The organism is Culicoidibacter larvae (assembly GCF_005771635.1).
Taxonomy (GTDB): domain Bacteria; phylum Bacillota_I; class Bacilli_A; order Culicoidibacterales; family Culicoidibacteraceae; genus Culicoidibacter; species Culicoidibacter larvae.
The window spans coordinates 26,575-41,626 of the sequence record NZ_VBWP01000005.1 but is presented as its reverse complement, the minus strand read 5'-3'; the positions used below and the strand labels follow the sequence as shown (position 1 = coordinate 41,626).

At 37.7% G+C, this 15,052-nt stretch carries 16 protein-coding genes and 1 riboswitch; of the genes, 12 read left to right on the top strand and 4 right to left on the bottom strand.

The window, feature by feature from the left end:
- Positions 1-330 precede the first annotated feature (330 nt).
- The 4 genes from FEZ08_RS06625 to FEZ08_RS06610 all read left to right on the top strand — a co-directional run bounded on the left by FEZ08_RS06625 (position 331) and on the right by FEZ08_RS06610 (position 2,448).
- The gene (locus FEZ08_RS06625; protein ID WP_138190938.1) at positions 331-852 is read left to right on the top strand and encodes a DUF308 domain-containing protein; all 522 of its coding nucleotides are present in this window, start codon (positions 331-333) and stop codon (positions 850-852) included.
- Between the two features lie 70 nt (positions 853-922).
- Complete coding sequence (locus FEZ08_RS06620) at positions 923-1,453, top strand: GNAT family N-acetyltransferase (RefSeq protein ID WP_138190937.1); 531 nt, start codon at positions 923-925, stop codon at positions 1,451-1,453.
- Positions 1,453-1,920: an NUDIX hydrolase gene (locus tag FEZ08_RS06615; protein ID WP_138190936.1), complete on the top strand. Its 468-nt coding sequence runs from the start codon at positions 1,453-1,455 to the stop codon at positions 1,918-1,920. The genes FEZ08_RS06620 and FEZ08_RS06615 overlap by 1 nt, the downstream gene beginning before the upstream one ends.
- Positions 1,921-1,932: 12 nt before the next feature.
- Entirely contained in the window at positions 1,933-2,448 is a 516-nt protein-coding gene (locus FEZ08_RS06610) for a DUF1697 domain-containing protein (RefSeq protein ID WP_138190935.1), read from the top strand.
- Between the two features lie 27 nt (positions 2,449-2,475).
- Here FEZ08_RS06610 and FEZ08_RS06605 read toward each other — a convergent pair whose 3' ends face one another.
- Complete coding sequence (locus tag FEZ08_RS06605) at positions 2,476-2,634, bottom strand: zinc ribbon-containing protein (protein ID WP_171014973.1); 159 nt, start codon at positions 2,632-2,634, stop codon at positions 2,476-2,478.
- A 445-nt stretch (positions 2,635-3,079) separates the two neighbouring features.
- Positions 3,080-3,170: riboswitch (SAM riboswitch) on the top strand.
- Between the two features lie 80 nt (positions 3,171-3,250).
- Between FEZ08_RS06605 and FEZ08_RS06600 the strand changes: the two genes are divergently transcribed.
- The 4 genes from FEZ08_RS06600 (at position 3,251) to FEZ08_RS06585 (ending at position 7,502) form a co-directional block, all read left to right on the top strand.
- Positions 3,251-4,267 (top strand): methionine ABC transporter ATP-binding protein, encoded by a 1,017-nt coding sequence (locus FEZ08_RS06600; RefSeq protein ID WP_138190933.1) that lies wholly within the window; start codon positions 3,251-3,253, stop codon positions 4,265-4,267.
- Positions 4,268-4,277: 10 nt separating this feature from the next.
- The gene (locus tag FEZ08_RS06595; protein WP_422386949.1) at positions 4,278-4,943 is read left to right on the top strand and encodes a methionine ABC transporter permease; all 666 of its coding nucleotides are present in this window, start codon (positions 4,278-4,280) and stop codon (positions 4,941-4,943) included.
- Between the two features lie 158 nt (positions 4,944-5,101).
- The gene (locus FEZ08_RS06590) at positions 5,102-5,488 is read left to right on the top strand and encodes a BlaI/MecI/CopY family transcriptional regulator (protein ID WP_138190931.1); all 387 of its coding nucleotides are present in this window, start codon (positions 5,102-5,104) and stop codon (positions 5,486-5,488) included.
- A gap of 4 nt (positions 5,489-5,492) precedes the next feature.
- Complete coding sequence (locus FEZ08_RS06585) at positions 5,493-7,502, top strand: M56 family metallopeptidase (protein WP_171014972.1); 2,010 nt, start codon at positions 5,493-5,495, stop codon at positions 7,500-7,502.
- A gap of 24 nt (positions 7,503-7,526) precedes the next feature.
- Here FEZ08_RS06585 and FEZ08_RS06580 read toward each other — a convergent pair whose 3' ends face one another.
- Complete coding sequence (locus FEZ08_RS06580) at positions 7,527-8,216, bottom strand: TIGR01906 family membrane protein (RefSeq protein ID WP_138190929.1); 690 nt, start codon at positions 8,214-8,216, stop codon at positions 7,527-7,529.
- Between the two features lie 160 nt (positions 8,217-8,376).
- Between FEZ08_RS06580 and FEZ08_RS06575 the strand changes: the two genes are divergently transcribed.
- Entirely contained in the window at positions 8,377-9,126 is a 750-nt protein-coding gene (locus tag FEZ08_RS06575) for a lysophospholipid acyltransferase family protein (protein WP_138190928.1), read from the top strand.
- A 12-nt stretch (positions 9,127-9,138) separates the two neighbouring features.
- Positions 9,139-9,999 (top strand): DegV family protein, encoded by an 861-nt coding sequence (locus tag FEZ08_RS06570; protein WP_138190927.1) that lies wholly within the window; start codon positions 9,139-9,141, stop codon positions 9,997-9,999.
- A 221-nt stretch (positions 10,000-10,220) separates the two neighbouring features.
- Here FEZ08_RS06570 and FEZ08_RS06565 read toward each other — a convergent pair whose 3' ends face one another.
- Together FEZ08_RS06565 and rpsT are read right to left on the bottom strand one after the other, a co-directional pair.
- Entirely contained in the window at positions 10,221-10,826 is a 606-nt protein-coding gene (locus tag FEZ08_RS06565) for a lactate utilization protein (protein ID WP_138190926.1), read from the bottom strand.
- Positions 10,827-10,877: 51 nt separating this feature from the next.
- The gene (gene rpsT / locus FEZ08_RS06560) at positions 10,878-11,141 is read right to left on the bottom strand and encodes a 30S ribosomal protein S20 (RefSeq protein WP_138190925.1); all 264 of its coding nucleotides are present in this window, start codon (positions 11,139-11,141) and stop codon (positions 10,878-10,880) included.
- Positions 11,142-11,378: 237 nt separating this feature from the next.
- Here rpsT and FEZ08_RS06555 point away from each other — a divergent pair, with 237 nt between their 5' ends.
- Both FEZ08_RS06555 and pflB read left to right on the top strand, forming a co-directional pair.
- Entirely contained in the window at positions 11,379-12,716 is a 1,338-nt protein-coding gene (locus FEZ08_RS06555) for a leucine-rich repeat domain-containing protein (protein ID WP_171014971.1), read from the top strand.
- A gap of 212 nt (positions 12,717-12,928) precedes the next feature.
- Positions 12,929-15,052, top strand: coding sequence for a formate C-acetyltransferase (gene pflB, locus FEZ08_RS06550; RefSeq protein WP_138190923.1), 2,124 nt, complete (start codon positions 12,929-12,931; stop codon positions 15,050-15,052).

Genomic DNA, 15,052 nt, shown 5'->3' with positions numbered 1-15,052 from the left:
CGCCTCAGGCGCCGCGGGATTTTTAGTTTTCCCTAAAAGTATTTTTAAATAAAAAATTAAAAATAACTACTAAATTTATTTTAATTGTGATACAATAATAAAGTAACCATTAATTTAATCGGGTAGAGTTTATATTAGTGTGTAAGTGGTTATTCGTATAGTTATTCAAGTATGTTCAATATTCATCCTTGGCTAAGGGTCTTTTTAAGTGGGGAAATAACTATACGAAACGGGCATCTCCTTTTCTTCAGGATGCCCGTTTTTTTATTTGCTTTTCAAGAAGAAAATCAAGAACTCTGTTATATAATACAAGTAGGAGATGAAGTGATTATGATGGGACGAATTATTAATGCACTTGAAGCATTGCTGTTTATCGCAATTGGCGGACTCTTATTAATCTTTCCGATTGATCTTATTGAAAAATTTCTTTACTTCGGCGCGATCGCACTGCTACTTTTTGCTGTGCTTGCCATTATTCGCGCAATAAAGGCCGTAAAACCAATGCTGCGCATCATGTTCTTTATCCAAGCAGCAGTAAACGTTACTGCTGCAATATTAATATTCTGGGATTTAAATAACCTAACCTTAGCTATGGCAATCAACATCATACTGATATGGTTTGTTGTTTACTCCGGGTTGCAGATTGTTTTAGCGTTGCTGCAACGCCAGGGGTGGCACATTTTTACAATTGTTATCGATATATTATTGTTAATCCTTGCAATCTGGGCTTATTTTAACTTTATTCATGCCCTGGCAACTGTGGTTCTTATTTTCGGTGGTATATTCATTGTTCTGGGTATTATGCATATACTGAATGTCTTTCGGGGAAATGATGAAAAACCGCAAGCTTAAGGCTTGCGGTTTTTTCTTTACCTAAAAAATCTGAAGTGGTATAATGTGAACAATTGGAAGGGGTGATTACATGTCTGTAAACGTTGAATTAAGGCCGATTGGCGGTCTCGAAGATTTTGAGTTTCTTCATGGGTTGGAATCTGAACCAACTATTATGCATTTGTATCTGCCAAACTTTGATGGTAAAGAAAAGGTGACACCAGCCAGCGCTGAAGAAGCTTTTGAACTTTATCAAACTACTAAGTATAAAAAAGCATATATTGTTTGGGCGGATAATAAACCGGTTGGTAATTATTCGGTCATTGATAACTTTCCGCATCTGGTTAAAGATGAACCCAAGACGGCATGGATTGCACTTGGATTTATCAGTGCGGTGCACGGTACTAATATTGTTCGCGATAGTTATGCGATGTTTGAACAGCGACTTATTGAGGATGGCTATAAGCGTATTGAGCTTGGCGTTTTTGAATTTAATACCCGGGCACAGCGCTTTTATGAAAAAAATGGTTATACCAAGTTTGCGGAAATTTCTGATTTTACCTATTGGGATGGTAAATGGTGGAAAGATTTTCGCTATGAGAAATTATTGGAGGAAGCATAATGGATTATATTTCTTTTATTCGTTCAAAAGTTGGTCATGATAAGATATTTCTCAATTTTGGCAGTGTTATCATTTATAATGAAAATAACGAGATCTTACTACAGCATCGCGCTGACACCGGGAACTGGGGTCTTCCCGGTGGTGCGATGGAATTAGGTGAAACAATTACAGAAGCGGCAATCCGAGAAGTTGCTGAGGAGACTACTATTCAGTTTACTTCTGAGCAACTACATTTTTTTGGAATCTACTCAGCATGGGATATCAAGTATCCCAATGGCGACCATGCTCAGGCAATAGCATACATGTTCCATGCACCATATAGTGGGCAGCAATATGCTATTAACGATGACGAATCATTGGAACTGTGTTTCTTTGGTCAGGATAACCTACCCACTATTTTTTGCGAGCAAAATGAAATTATTATTGCTGACTTCTACAATGATCACAATCAGATTTATATTCGCTAGAGGAGCGTTGAAATGACTTACATTGCATTTTTAAGGGGCATTAATGTCGGTAGCCATAATCGGGTGCGTATGGCTGATTTAATTGCCATATGTGAAGCAATTGGCTTTACGGATGTGAAAACTTATATTCAGAGCGGAAATATTATTTTCCGCTCTGAAAAAGACAAAACAGTTTTGGAAAAAGAGTTGGAAGCAGCATTGCAAACGCAATTATCGATTACATCATCAGTTGTCATTCGCAGCTTAGAAGCATTAATTACGACTGTTGATAACAACCCATATAGCAAAGCACCACTGGCAAATCAGGCAGTCTATTTTTTACAACAACCGAGTAACAATCACGATTGGCAACTGAACAGTGACGATCAAGCGGTTATGATTGGTGACTGTATTTATTTACAGGTAAATAATGGACTGCATAAAACGCCATATTCTATAAATTATTTTGAACGTAAACTTCAAGTAGCAATGACAAATCGAAATATAAAAACTATAAAGGCGCTGATTGAACTGGCACAAACAAAGTAAAAAGCAAGATGCTCGTCATCTTGCTTTTTACTTTTTATTTTCTTTCTTCGGTTTGAACCCTGAACAGGTTGTGTACTCATCAGCGCCGCAATTGGAACAAGGCGGCAAATGATCGGTAACTTCAGTTACATGCATCTTTTTACCACAATTGATGCAAGTGTAAACATTAAGTTCATACTTTTTCATCTTTATCACCATCCACAATTTGATTATAGCAGATACTGTGAAATTTTGCGTGAATAATTAATATATTTGTATTATTCGCGAATTATGCAACAAAAAAACTCATCTTTAACACATAAGATGAGCTTTTTTGCATACAAACGTTTTTACATTTTGAATGAAGAATCTGCTTAGGGTAGAATCAGCAGAGTCTTAGGGTGTGGAAAATAAAAACTCCCCGCTTTATTTTCACAATTAACATTAACAAACTTATTTTTAGATTTCAATAAATTAGCGAAATGTGCGAATATGGTCGGAATAATTGTACATATTTGACAAAAATACGCTAATACGGGCAAAAGTGCTGGCGGATGTCGCCAGCACTTTTGCCGCGGCTTTTCTCAAAGAGATTAGACTTGACACTGCCAATAGAGTTGTGTAAAATATGAACAACAACTAAAAACTCACTTTCTTATCAAGAGTGGCAGAGGGACTGGCCCGATGAAGCCCGGCAACCGTCAATTTTTTATTGAAATGGTGCCAATTCCAGAAGATAAGCGGGGTGGCTGATGTCGAATTTGTACAACAATCATTTCTTGCTTTGCAGAGTGATTGTTTTTTTATTTTAAGAGGTGGTAAGATGATACATTTTGAAAATGTCAGCAAGATTTTCAAGAGCAAAAAACAGGATGTTGAAGCGATTAAGGATGTTTCTTTACATATTCCTAAAGGTTCAATTTATGGCATTATTGGTTATAGTGGTGCCGGTAAGAGTACTTTGCTGCGGATGATTAATCAATTAGAGCAACCAAGCAGTGGTGCGGTTATTATTGATGGTTTGAAAATCAATGAACTAAGCGGCGATAGTTTACGTAAAGCACGATTGAATATCGGGATGATTTTTCAGCATTTTAACTTGTTGTGGTCACGGACAGTGGCACAAAATATTGAGTTTCCGCTCAAGGTTGCAAAGATGCCGAAAGACGAGCGGCAAAAACGGGTTGCGGAGCTGATTGAGCTTGTCGGTTTGACTGGCCGTGAGAAGGCATATCCGGCACAATTGTCCGGTGGTCAAAAACAGCGGGTAGGTATTGCCCGGGCGCTTGCCACAAACCCACAAATTTTACTTGCTGATGAGGCAACCAGTGCCCTTGACCCGGAAACAACAGATTCAATCCTTAACTTACTCAAGACAATTAACGAGGAGCTGGGAATTACTATTGTTCTGATTACCCACCAAATGCATGTTATCAAGGCAATCTGTCATGATGTGGCGGTTATGGATAGTGGTGAAATTGTTGAGAAGGGTAGTGTCATGGACGTATTCGTACGCCCACAACACCAAACAACCAAACGTTTTGTTCGGCAAATTGTTGAAGACGAAGATACTGATGCAGTTATGGAACAATTCCGTGATCAGTATCCAAGCGGTAAAATAATTCAACTTAATTTTGTTGGCACTCAGGCTGAAAAGCCAATTTTGAGCAAACTAGTCAGTGAGTGTGGCATTGAGTTTAATATTCTTCAAGGCTCAATTGCCCAAACCAGTGAAGGCTCTTATGGTCGCTTACTGGTGCAATTGCTCGGTGACGAGGCAGCGCTCAACAAAGCAGAAACAATTTTAAATGCAGAAGCAATAGAATGGCAGGTGATATAGGATGCAAGGCATTATTGAATTTTTGGATAAAGTAAACTGGCCGCAAATGACTGAGGCGTTTTTAACAACCTTAATTATTTCGTTGATTGTTACCTTCGCTGCCTTAATCATCGGTCTTATTCTTGGTATAACCATGCATATAACCGGCAAAGATGGACTCTTTCCCAACCGTCCGCTTTACCTGATTCAATCAGTGATTGTTAATATCTTGCGGGCAGTACCGTTTATGATATTAATTATCGTTTTACTGCCATTTACTAAAATTATCACTGGAACAATCGTTGGTCCGGTTGCGGCATTACCGGCGCTGATAATTAGTGCTACACCATTCTATGCGCGGATGGTACTGATGGCACTGCAGGAAGTTGATGGCGGAGTTGTCGAGGCGGCTCAGGCAATGGGCGCGAAGCCAAGACAGATTATTTTTAAAGTATTGATTCCGGAAAGCTTGCCGGCGTTACTATCAGGAATTACAATTACTGCTATTTCTATTGTTGGTTTAAGTACCGTTGCCGGAGCAATCGGTGCCGGTGGTCTTGGTAATATTGCTTATATTGCCGGTTTCCAAACTAACAACAACGCTATTACTGTTGTGGCAACAATTCTTTCTTTAGTTATCGTGTTCGCCTTCCAGTTTATTGGTGAGCATATTTCTAAAGCAGTTGATAAACGATAAGGTACATTTTTATAAAGCAGATCCCGGCAGTTGTCGCATTGAAACAACTGCCGGGATTTTTTTCCCACAAATGACCATAAAGGATTTGCATTTTTAGCGGTAATATTGTATTATTGGGATAGAAAACTACGGTTTGTAGTTAATTGAGGAGTGGTATTATGAGCAACAGTCAGATTTCGAGTTCTGAATTTGAAATTATGCGGGTTATATGGGATATGGGTGGTAAAGCGTATTTCTCGGAAATTACTGAGCGGCTTGAAGCGGCGGGCTTTAGCTGGAAAAATAATACTATTTTAACCTTTTTATCACGTTTAGTTGAGAAACAGATTTTATCAATTAATAAGGTTGGCAGAAAGAATGAGTATTGTGCTTTGGTTGATGAGCATGAATATGCAGCCGATCAAACAGTTTCTTTTGTCGGTCGTGTATATGAGGGCGATGTTAAAGGGCTTGTCTCTACGTTGATCCAGCAAGATTTAATTTCAGTTGATGATTTGGATGAGTTGAAAGATTTCTGGAAAGGAACTAAAAAGACTGATGAGTGAGCTGATGAAATTGATTCTATCTTTGTCGGTTTCAGGTTCACTGCTTATTTTAGTGATTATTGGTATTCGCTTTTTAGGGCAGAGGTTCTTTAAACGGCAATGGCTTTACTATTTGTGGGTTGTGGCCTTATTAAGATTGATTATTCCACTTGCACCTGAATTCAGTCTTACTAATATGATTTTTAATAATTTTAGTTTGTCCTCATCGATTACGGTTGGTGATAATGTCACTGGGTTATATCAAGATAGCGTTGTCATCGATAATGGGAGTATGATTATTGGTTCAGAAAGTGTGAAATTGCCTAACCTTGGTGAGCCGGTAAACACTGTCATGAAGTCGACATTGGATATTTTTCGCTTCGTTTGGGAATATTTCTGGATTGTATGGCTTTTGGTAGCTTTAATTTGTTTCGCCTATCGACTGACAACCTACTATAATTTTGCCAGGTATGTGCGTGCCGGCAGCCAATCGGTTGATAATCCTGAGCTTTTGGATTTACTTGCCGATGTTTGTGATGAGTTGCATATTAAGCGACCAATTGAACTGGCAGTTAATCCATTGATTGCATCACCGTTACTTTTAGGTATTCGCAAACCAAGTATTGTAATTCCTAATGAACATTTGGAACGTAGTGAGATTCGTTATATTTTTATGCATGAAATGATGCACTACAAGCGTAAAGATATGCTTTATATTTGGGTTACCCAATTGATTGTTTGTGTCCATTGGTTCAATCCTTTGGTTTACTTGTTGAATAATTTTATTCAACGCGATCGCGAACTGGCTTGTGATGAAGCGGTTCTTAGTTTGCTCTCAGATAATGAACGCTTTGGGTATGGTGATACTCTGCTGAATTCTTTGGCAGTGTCTGGTATCTATAAGGAACGTGCCGCTTCGCTCTCATTGCATGAGAACGCTGCCGCACTGAAAGAGCGTTTGCAGCTGATTGCGACTAATCAGACGCCGAAAAAAGGCAGCTGGTATGGATATATAGCTACAATTATAGTACTAAGTGTTTTATGTGTAGGTCTGGGTGCTTATCATATGGATGTATCTGGCTTCACTTTCAGTGTGCCACCTAATATTATTAATACTGGGTCAGGTAGCGATGAAGGTGTGGAGCTTGAATTGCAGGCATTCCACTCTATTGATATTTCCGGTGATGTTGAAGTAATTATTAAGAGTGGCGAACAAGAAGCGGTAACGGTAGAAAGTGGCTCAAGCAAACAGGTGCTCAAAGTTGTTGACGGTATACTTACTTACAAACCTGATGGCGATACTATTGACCAAATAAATATTACTGTGAATAATCAAAAGTTATACGATAATGTGACACTGAACACTGGAAATCAGAATATTTCTATCAACACCTTAAAAGCAAATAGTGTATATATTACTGCAGACATGGGTGATGTAACGTTTAATAATGTACAGGCAGACACATTTGAAGCAACTACCAATATGGGGGCAATAAGTATGAATAACGTTCATATTAGCCAAAAAACTGTTATTAAAGCTGGAAATACATTGAAAGTTACCGATTCACAAAGCGGAGAGGCCACCCTTCATGTAAACGCCCATGGTTCATCAGTTACCAATTATTTAGTTGACGGACATCTGGAAATAAATAATGATTATGATTTAAATGTTAGTGATTTAACTGCAGGTAGCGTAACTATTAATCATGAAATGGGTAAGTTGACATTGAAGAATACTATTGTGAATGGTGATGCCACGCTTAATTCGATCATGGTTGGAACTCTGGATTTTAATGGTACAGTAGCGGGAAACATAAATCTGAACTCCGAAAACATGGGGAAAGTTATCCTTAATGTAAATGAGGTGAGTAATTATTATAGCATTACAACCGAAAACGTTGGTGGATTAGAGACACTGATGATTAACGGCCAGCAACATGATTATCCTTACAGCCAATCAGGTACTAGTGGCCAATGGATTACCATTAATGATCAAAATTCAGTCGGAACTTATATTGAACTTAATTTTAATTAGTGAGAATTTTAAAACCAGCCACTCTTAAGAGTTGGCTGGTTTTCTTTTTTTATTCATAAAATAGAATCCGCCGCCGATAAGGGCAACGATTGCCATTGAGCCTGCATACAAGAGCCCGATTTGCATCGCCAGTGTAGAGAATACGGCTTCGGGCAACATTTGAATCAGCACATCGGTTCGTGGATTGAGCAGCCACAAATCATTAGAGAAGAATATCTCATGAAAGTAAGTGAAGTATTGGGTAAAATCACTTTGCATTAACACTGCCAGAATAGCGAAGAGTATGACATTTACTATTGCGGTAAGCAATAAAGCAATACCGGTACCGCGAGTGAAAAATTGTCGCTTAAAGATTAAATAGGCAGCAATACCAACAACTAAAATACCGCAGAGTAACTGACCGCCAAAAGCGAGTTTAAATAAGAACTTTACATCAATCATATGCAAAATTTCTTTTTCATTAAACACGGCTCGTTCCTCGCCGTTGATAATTGCCCGGGTATCCAGAACTTCACGGCTATCAAATAAGTAGGATAAGAGATCAGCCATGGTAGCGTTTAATTGTTCTTCACTCATGCTGGCGCGTTTTTGAATATTGTACTGAGCATCAAGTTCGCGATATGTCTCTAGCCGGAAGGTTGCCGTTTCGAGTGCGGTGAGCAATAATAAAAATGATAATGCTATTCCAAAGATAGCTAATAAAAATCGTCGCATAGTAGCCTCCTGTAATGACCTTATTATAAATGATTTGTATTGAATTGTCAGAAAAAAATAATATTTTGTCTGAATAGTTCACGCTTGCCTTAATAATCCAATTCGAGTACAATAATAAAGAACAACTAGGTGATTACATTTGTATTTCGAGGTGAAATTTTTGGAAACATTTATATCAGTAGTGATTATTATTATAGCATTCATTATTGCGGTGGCATGTTTTGGCGGCCTGTTTTTTGCTTGGCTGTGGACCATGGGACCAATTTTAAATAAAGATAAATATACATGGAAACAAAAGCATATTTTGGCTAAGTTCAGTATGAAACTGGTAAACTTATTTTATCGGGTAAAGATTGTGGTTCATGGTCGTGAAAATATACCGACTGACCTTGATTATGTTGTTGTTGGTAACCATCAAAGTATGTACGATATTATTGTAACCATTGATTCATTCAAAGGACCAATTGCTTTTATTGCAAAAGATGAATTGGACATCCCGTTCTTACGGGCTTGGATGCCAACAATGGGTTGCATTTACATTAAACGTGATAACTTGAAACAATCATTGGATTTGATGCGTACAGTTGGTGTTAACAACGTCAAAAGCGGGTTGCCGATGGCAGTGTTTCCTGAGGGAACGCGAAATTATGGTAAAACGATGCATCCGTTTAAACCGGGTAGTTTCTCGCTTGCCACACAAGCAGAAGCGGCAATTTTACCGATAACCATTTACAACACGTATGAAGTTATGCAAAATTGGCCGTTAAAACGAACGGTAGTTCATTATTTCATTCATGAACCGATCTTGCCGGAAGCATATAGCAAGATGAAATTAAGAGATTTAGCGGAAGAGGTACAGGCGATTATTCAACATCAACTGGATCAACCGCTTCCTAATACTAAAAAATAAGGAGGAATAATTATGGCAGAACAAAAAATCGCTTTAATTACCGATAGCACTAGTGATATTCCAAAGAGTCATGCAGAGGCTTATGGTATTGAGGTTGTGCCAATGCGTATTGTCTACAAAAACGAAGAATTTCTTGAAGGAGTGAATATCACTTCTGAAGAAGTTTACGAACGATTTGCGCAAGAAGTTCCTAAAACATCAACACCGGCACTCGGAGATATCGAAAGTGTGTTCCAAGGTCTGGTTGATAAAGGATATACGCATGCAATTGTTGTGACTGTTTCTTCAGGACTTTCAGGAACATTTAATAACTTTCGTATTATTGCTGAAGAGTTTTCAGATAAAATTACCAGCTTTGTATGTGATTCAAAAATGCTCTCACGTGAGCAGTCGGATTTAATTGAGTATGCCGGTGAACTAATTAAAAAAGGTAAAGATTTTTCATATATCAGCGAGGCATTGATTAAACTTCGTGATCGTTGTAAATTATTTTTTACTTTAGACACGTTAGAATTTTTAATTAAAGGCGGACGTATTGGAAAAGTAAGTGGAACTATTGGTGAACTATTGAAAATAAAACCAATTGTAACTATGGATGAAAATGGTGCCTTCACAAACTTTGAAAAAGTGCGCGGTAGCAAACAATCATTCCGTCGGATGACTGAACTCGCGACTGAATGGATTGCTAAAGGCAAAACAACAGTGCATATTGTTCATGGCGGGGCACTTGACGCAGCTAATCGCTTTAAAGAAGTTATTGAAAACCTTCCGAATGTAATGTCGATTGATATTACCCATTTAGGGCCGACGATTGGCGTACATACTGGTCCGGGTGTATTGGCCTTTGCGCTTACTCCGGAAACCGAAGATTAGAAGATTAATAAAAAAAAGAGCAGATACGTAAAAGTATCTGCTCTTTTTATGGATAATTTTGATAAGTATATTTATATTGTGTAATTGTGATATAGACATTACAGTGTTAATATTTTTGTTTGCAAATAGCAAAAATTGCTATAATTCCTTTGGGAAGAGATGAAGAATAGCCAAGGGCAAAGGAAGAATTATATAAAAAAGCAGCGTTTATCGCTGCTTTTTTAATAGCCCAGCTCTTGATCAAGAAGGATAATATGCATTCGATTAGCTATTGATTCTCGCTTGTAGGTCACATATTTATTACAAATGCGATCAGGAGAATTGCAATCACTGCACACCCCGGTATATGTACAGGGTGTTTTTTTATTAAGTTTTTTGGCATCAAGTGGCCCGGCAATTGCTTTGATACGTGCTTCGGCAGCCTCTAAATCAGCAACAATTTTATTTGCTCCGATAATCAGAAAAACTTTTTTGGGACCGAAGAGCATAGCAGCAACTCGGTTGCCATAGCCATCAACATTTACAATAATACCATCCTCAGTGATTGCGTTGGCACTGAGGAAGTAGTAATCGGCAAAGAATGTTTGGCGGTACATATCATCTTTGTCTTCGCGCGTCTGACAAGCTTTACGATCGAGATAATTATTAGTTTGCCGGCGAAAAAAATCCGGTAATTCAAGTTGTTCAAGGGTTACTGAAGCGCCATTGGCAACAATATCATTTGCTTGGATTTGTTTGCTCAGATAAGTATGTAGTTCAGTTTTGTCCTTAAGGTGAATAAAAGTAATATTTCGTTTTTTTAAACTTGCTTCCAAATAACTATACATCAGCGGTTCACTCCATAAAAAAAGCACCGGTTTTGCCTGTGCTTTGTTTTTTTATCCTAATGCGTTTACACTTGTAGTTAAACGTGATTTTTGACGGTTCGCATAGTTCTTATGAACGATTCCTTTGCTCACGGCTTTATCAAGTTTTTTGTAAACCAAAACTAATTTTTCGTTAGCCAATTCTTTTTCATTATTTGTAATTGCAGCTTCAACTTGTTTCATTGCAGTACGCATAGATGATTTGTATGATTGGTTAGCTAAACGTTTTTTCTCATTTGTTTTATTACGTTTGATTTGTGATTTAATATTTGCCAATTTCTTTCACCTCCGAATGTATTAATAAGACACTCATACATTAGCATTTTAACAGAAAAGTGCTTTGAGTTCAATAACAAAACGTTACTCTAAAATATTATAGTAGAAAAAGTGATAAAAAACAACTAAAAACTGCATTATTATGATGAAATGTAATGCATCTCTTGTTGCATTAAGGGATTGAAAAACGTATAATATTATATGTACAAATAGACTCAAACGTGGGAGGGAATGTTTATGGCTTTATTTAAGAAACCGGATCAAAAAACTCAGCTTGAAGCAATACAGGAAAAATTAATGCAAACTGGACAATTTGATCACAGTTTATTTGAAGCTGCCTACAATTCAGAACTCCCTGCAAAAATAGAACTGATTTATAAAAACCCGATTATTGCTAAAGAGATAGCCCGTCAATTACGGCGAACAGTCAGTGATGTTGTAGCTGCCAATGATTTATCTGCAATTACAACTTTGGACTTAAGTAATAAAGGAATTACTGATATCAGTGATGATGATTTTAAATATTTAAATCAATTGCAACATCTATATTTACAAAAGAACCAATTACAGGTTGTTCCGAATTTTTCGACGATTACCAACCTGTTAACCTTAGATTTAAGTAACAACCTCTTAACCGAGATTCCTGATTTTGATCATCTGAATTCTTTGCAGGAACTTTATCTGAATGGCAATCAATTACGGCGATTACCAAGTTTTCGCTTTTTAAAACAATTGCAGCGTCTTGCTGCTGATCGCAACCGACTGGTTGCTGTGCCGGCATTTAATTTGCCAAATCTAATTTCGCTTTCATTACATACCAATATGCTAAGTGAAGTACCTATAATCACAGCGCATAACTTGCAGGTTCTGTATTTATACGGTAACCATTTAACAAGTGTGCCGGGCTTAAATCAAATGGTACAATTACAAGACTTTGAAGTTGCTAACCAAAAAGCACAATTTCCGGCAGTTGAATTAAATCCGGACGAAAATTTATACGTTAAGTTACCAATTTTTCAACAACTGCGTAATCTTGATGCTCAGCCGGCAATCAAGATTTCCTTAAACAACGGTATGACAAAGTTGCCGGTACCAACAAGACTTATTGACGGTAGTATTGAAATATCTTCGCAAGTTCTCCGTGAGGGCCAGCAGGAATTGCGATTGTATATTCAGGATATTTCAAAAGTGAACGGTAATTGGTACTATGCCAATAACTGGACCAGCGAATATACAATTCCGGTTAATAAACAAATTGCAATTGATAAAAATGATGAAACAGATAATTTGGAGGATGAAACTATGAAAAATGTATTTAACAAAACTAACGAAGTTCAAGTTCAGGAAGAAGACATGAATGCTTCAACACCATTTGCTCGCCGGCTTTTAAATAAAATTCAAGGCGGAGCAAAAGCAGAAGTAACTGAAACAGAAATAGTTGAGGTGAGCAACGAAGCCGATACAACTAAGAAAATTGTTATTGGCAGTGTTGCTGCAGCAACGGTAGCTGTTGGTGCAATTGCAGCTGTAGCTTCATTCTTAATCTTTAAAAACAATAAAAAAGATAGTGAATAAAACTTTGAAAAACACCTCGCTGTAACGGCGAGGTGTTTTTTGTTAATTTTGCACAATTTAAAGGTAATAATTTCACAATATAAAAATAATTGAAATTAAGCATTTTCTTTGCAGTGGTAAGAGAATCTTGCTATAATAAATAAGTATTATAAACTGTTTGATAGTGATTTTTTTCACTTTTTAACAATTAATGTTTAACAGGAGGTTAACTAATGACAGAAAAAACTGCATGGAATGGATTCCGCGGACGCCGTTGGCAAAGAGAAGTCAATGTTCGCAGCTTCATTCAGGAAAACTACACAGCATACGAAGGTGATGACAGCTTTTTAGTTGAAGCGACTGAAAACACAAACAAACTTTGGGAACAAGTTATGGAACTTTCAAAGATTGAACGTGAAAAAGGCGTTTATGATATGGATACGGATATTATATCAACGATTACTTCTCATGGTCCGGGATACCTGAATAAGGAAACCGAACAAATTGTTGGGTTCCAAACAGATGTTCCGTTTAAACGCTCATTACAACCGTTTGGTGGTGTTCGTATGGCTGAGGCAGCTGCTGAAGCATATGGGTATACAATATCACCGCGAGTTGAAGAAATTTTTAGTAAATACCGTAAAACACATAATCAGGGTGTGTTTGACGCCTATACACCGGAGATGCGGGCTGCACGTAAATCAGCAATTATTACTGGGTTACCAGATGCATATGGCCGCGGCCGGATAATTGGTGATTATCGCCGTATTGCTTTATACGGAATTGATTTCTTGATTAAAGATAAGAAACACCAATTAGCGACAACACATACAACAATGACAGCTGATAATATTCGTAACCGCGAAGAGCTATCAGAACAAATCCGTGCCCTTGGTGAAATTAAAGAAATGGCTGCAAGCTACGGCTTTGATATTTCACAACCGGCTGCTACTGCTCAAGAAGCAATTCAATGGTTGTACTTCGGTTATTTAGCGGCTGTTAAAGAGCAAAATGGGGCAGCAATGAGCTTAGGACGTACTTCGACTTTCATCGATATCTATATCGAACGTGATTTACAAAATGGTGTGATTACTGAAACTGAAGCTCAAGAGCTTGTTGATCATTTCATTATGAAATTACGTTTAGTAAAATTTGCTCGTACACCGGAATATAATGATTTATTCTCAGGGGATCCTACCTGGGTTACTGAATCACTTGGTGGTGTTGGGATTGATGGTCGTCCATTAGTAACTAAAACATCATTCCGTTACTTACATACATTGGAAACATTGGGACCAAGTCCGGAACCAAACATGACAGTACTTTGGTCAACACGATTACCACAAGGATTTAAAGCTTTCTGTGCAAAAATGTCTATTAAAACCTCATCGATTCAATATGAAAATGATGATTTAATGCGTGTAACTCACGGTGATGATTATGCAATTGCCTGTTGTGTATCACCAATGCGTATTGGTAAAGAAATGCAGTTTTTCGGTGCTCGTGCCAACTTGGCAAAATGTTTACTCTATGCAATCAATGGTGGTGTTGATGAGAAATTAAAAGATCAAATTGCACCACGCTATGAGCCAATTCGCGGTGAGTACTTAGAGTTTGATGAAGTTTGGATGAAATTCGATCAAATGATGGAATGGTTAGCAGAACTTTATGTCAACACTTTAAATGTTATCCATTATATGCACGATAAATATGCTTATGAGCGTAGTCAAATGGCATTACATGATCGTGAAGTATTACGTTACTTCGCAACCGGAATTGCCGGGCTATCAGTTGTTGCTGATTCATTAAGTGCAATTAAATTCGGAAAAGTAAAAACAATCCGCGATGAAAATGGGATTGTTGAAGATTTTGAAACCAGCGGCGATTTCCCATGTTATGGAAATAACGATGATCGGGTTGATGATTTAGCAGCAATGGTTGTTGAAACTTTCATGAATAAGATCCGTAAACACCATACATACCGTAACGGTGTACCGACAATGTCAATCTTAACGATTACATCAAATGTCGTTTATGGTAAAAAAACCGGGAACACACCAGATGGTCGTCGTGCCGGTGAACCATTTGCTCCGGGAGCGAATCCTATGCATGGGCGTGATCATAATGGCGCTTTGGCTTCATTATCATCAGTTTCTAAATTACCTTTCAATCATGCATCAGATGGTATTTCAAATACCTTCTCGGTCGTTCCGGGTGCTTTAGGAAAAGATGATGAGTTTATAGTCGGTGAGCTGGAAGTTGATTTAGATATTGACATCGCTGATTTAAATCTTGATTGCGGACCAAATGAAGCATGTAAAATACCAAACCTTGAAATCGGTTTGGATGACGAATAA

What these genes read in the sequence shown, in the direction of transcription:
- FEZ08_RS06625 (WP_138190938.1), top strand. Translation starts at nt 331, where the DNA reads ATGATGGGACGAATTATTAATGCACTTGAAGCATTGCTGTTTATCGCA.
- FEZ08_RS06620 (WP_138190937.1), top strand. Translation starts at nt 923, where the DNA reads ATGTCTGTAAACGTTGAATTAAGGCCGATTGGCGGTCTCGAAGATTTT.
- FEZ08_RS06615 (WP_138190936.1), top strand. Translation starts at nt 1,453, where the DNA reads ATGGATTATATTTCTTTTATTCGTTCAAAAGTTGGTCATGATAAGATA.
- FEZ08_RS06610 (WP_138190935.1), top strand. Translation starts at nt 1,933, where the DNA reads ATGACTTACATTGCATTTTTAAGGGGCATTAATGTCGGTAGCCATAAT.
- FEZ08_RS06605 (WP_171014973.1), bottom strand. Translation starts at nt 2,634, where the DNA reads ATGAAAAAGTATGAACTTAATGTTTACACTTGCATCAATTGTGGTAAA.
- FEZ08_RS06600 (WP_138190933.1), top strand. Translation starts at nt 3,251, where the DNA reads ATGATACATTTTGAAAATGTCAGCAAGATTTTCAAGAGCAAAAAACAG.
- FEZ08_RS06590 (WP_138190931.1), top strand. Translation starts at nt 5,102, where the DNA reads ATGAGCAACAGTCAGATTTCGAGTTCTGAATTTGAAATTATGCGGGTT.
- FEZ08_RS06585 (WP_171014972.1), top strand. Translation starts at nt 5,493, where the DNA reads ATGAAATTGATTCTATCTTTGTCGGTTTCAGGTTCACTGCTTATTTTA.
- FEZ08_RS06580 (WP_138190929.1), bottom strand. Translation starts at nt 8,216, where the DNA reads ATGCGACGATTTTTATTAGCTATCTTTGGAATAGCATTATCATTTTTA.
- FEZ08_RS06570 (WP_138190927.1), top strand. Translation starts at nt 9,139, where the DNA reads ATGGCAGAACAAAAAATCGCTTTAATTACCGATAGCACTAGTGATATT.
- FEZ08_RS06565 (WP_138190926.1), bottom strand. Translation starts at nt 10,826, where the DNA reads ATGTATAGTTATTTGGAAGCAAGTTTAAAAAAACGAAATATTACTTTT.
- FEZ08_RS06555 (WP_171014971.1), top strand. Translation starts at nt 11,379, where the DNA reads ATGGCTTTATTTAAGAAACCGGATCAAAAAACTCAGCTTGAAGCAATA.
- pflB (WP_138190923.1), top strand. Translation starts at nt 12,929, where the DNA reads ATGACAGAAAAAACTGCATGGAATGGATTCCGCGGACGCCGTTGGCAA.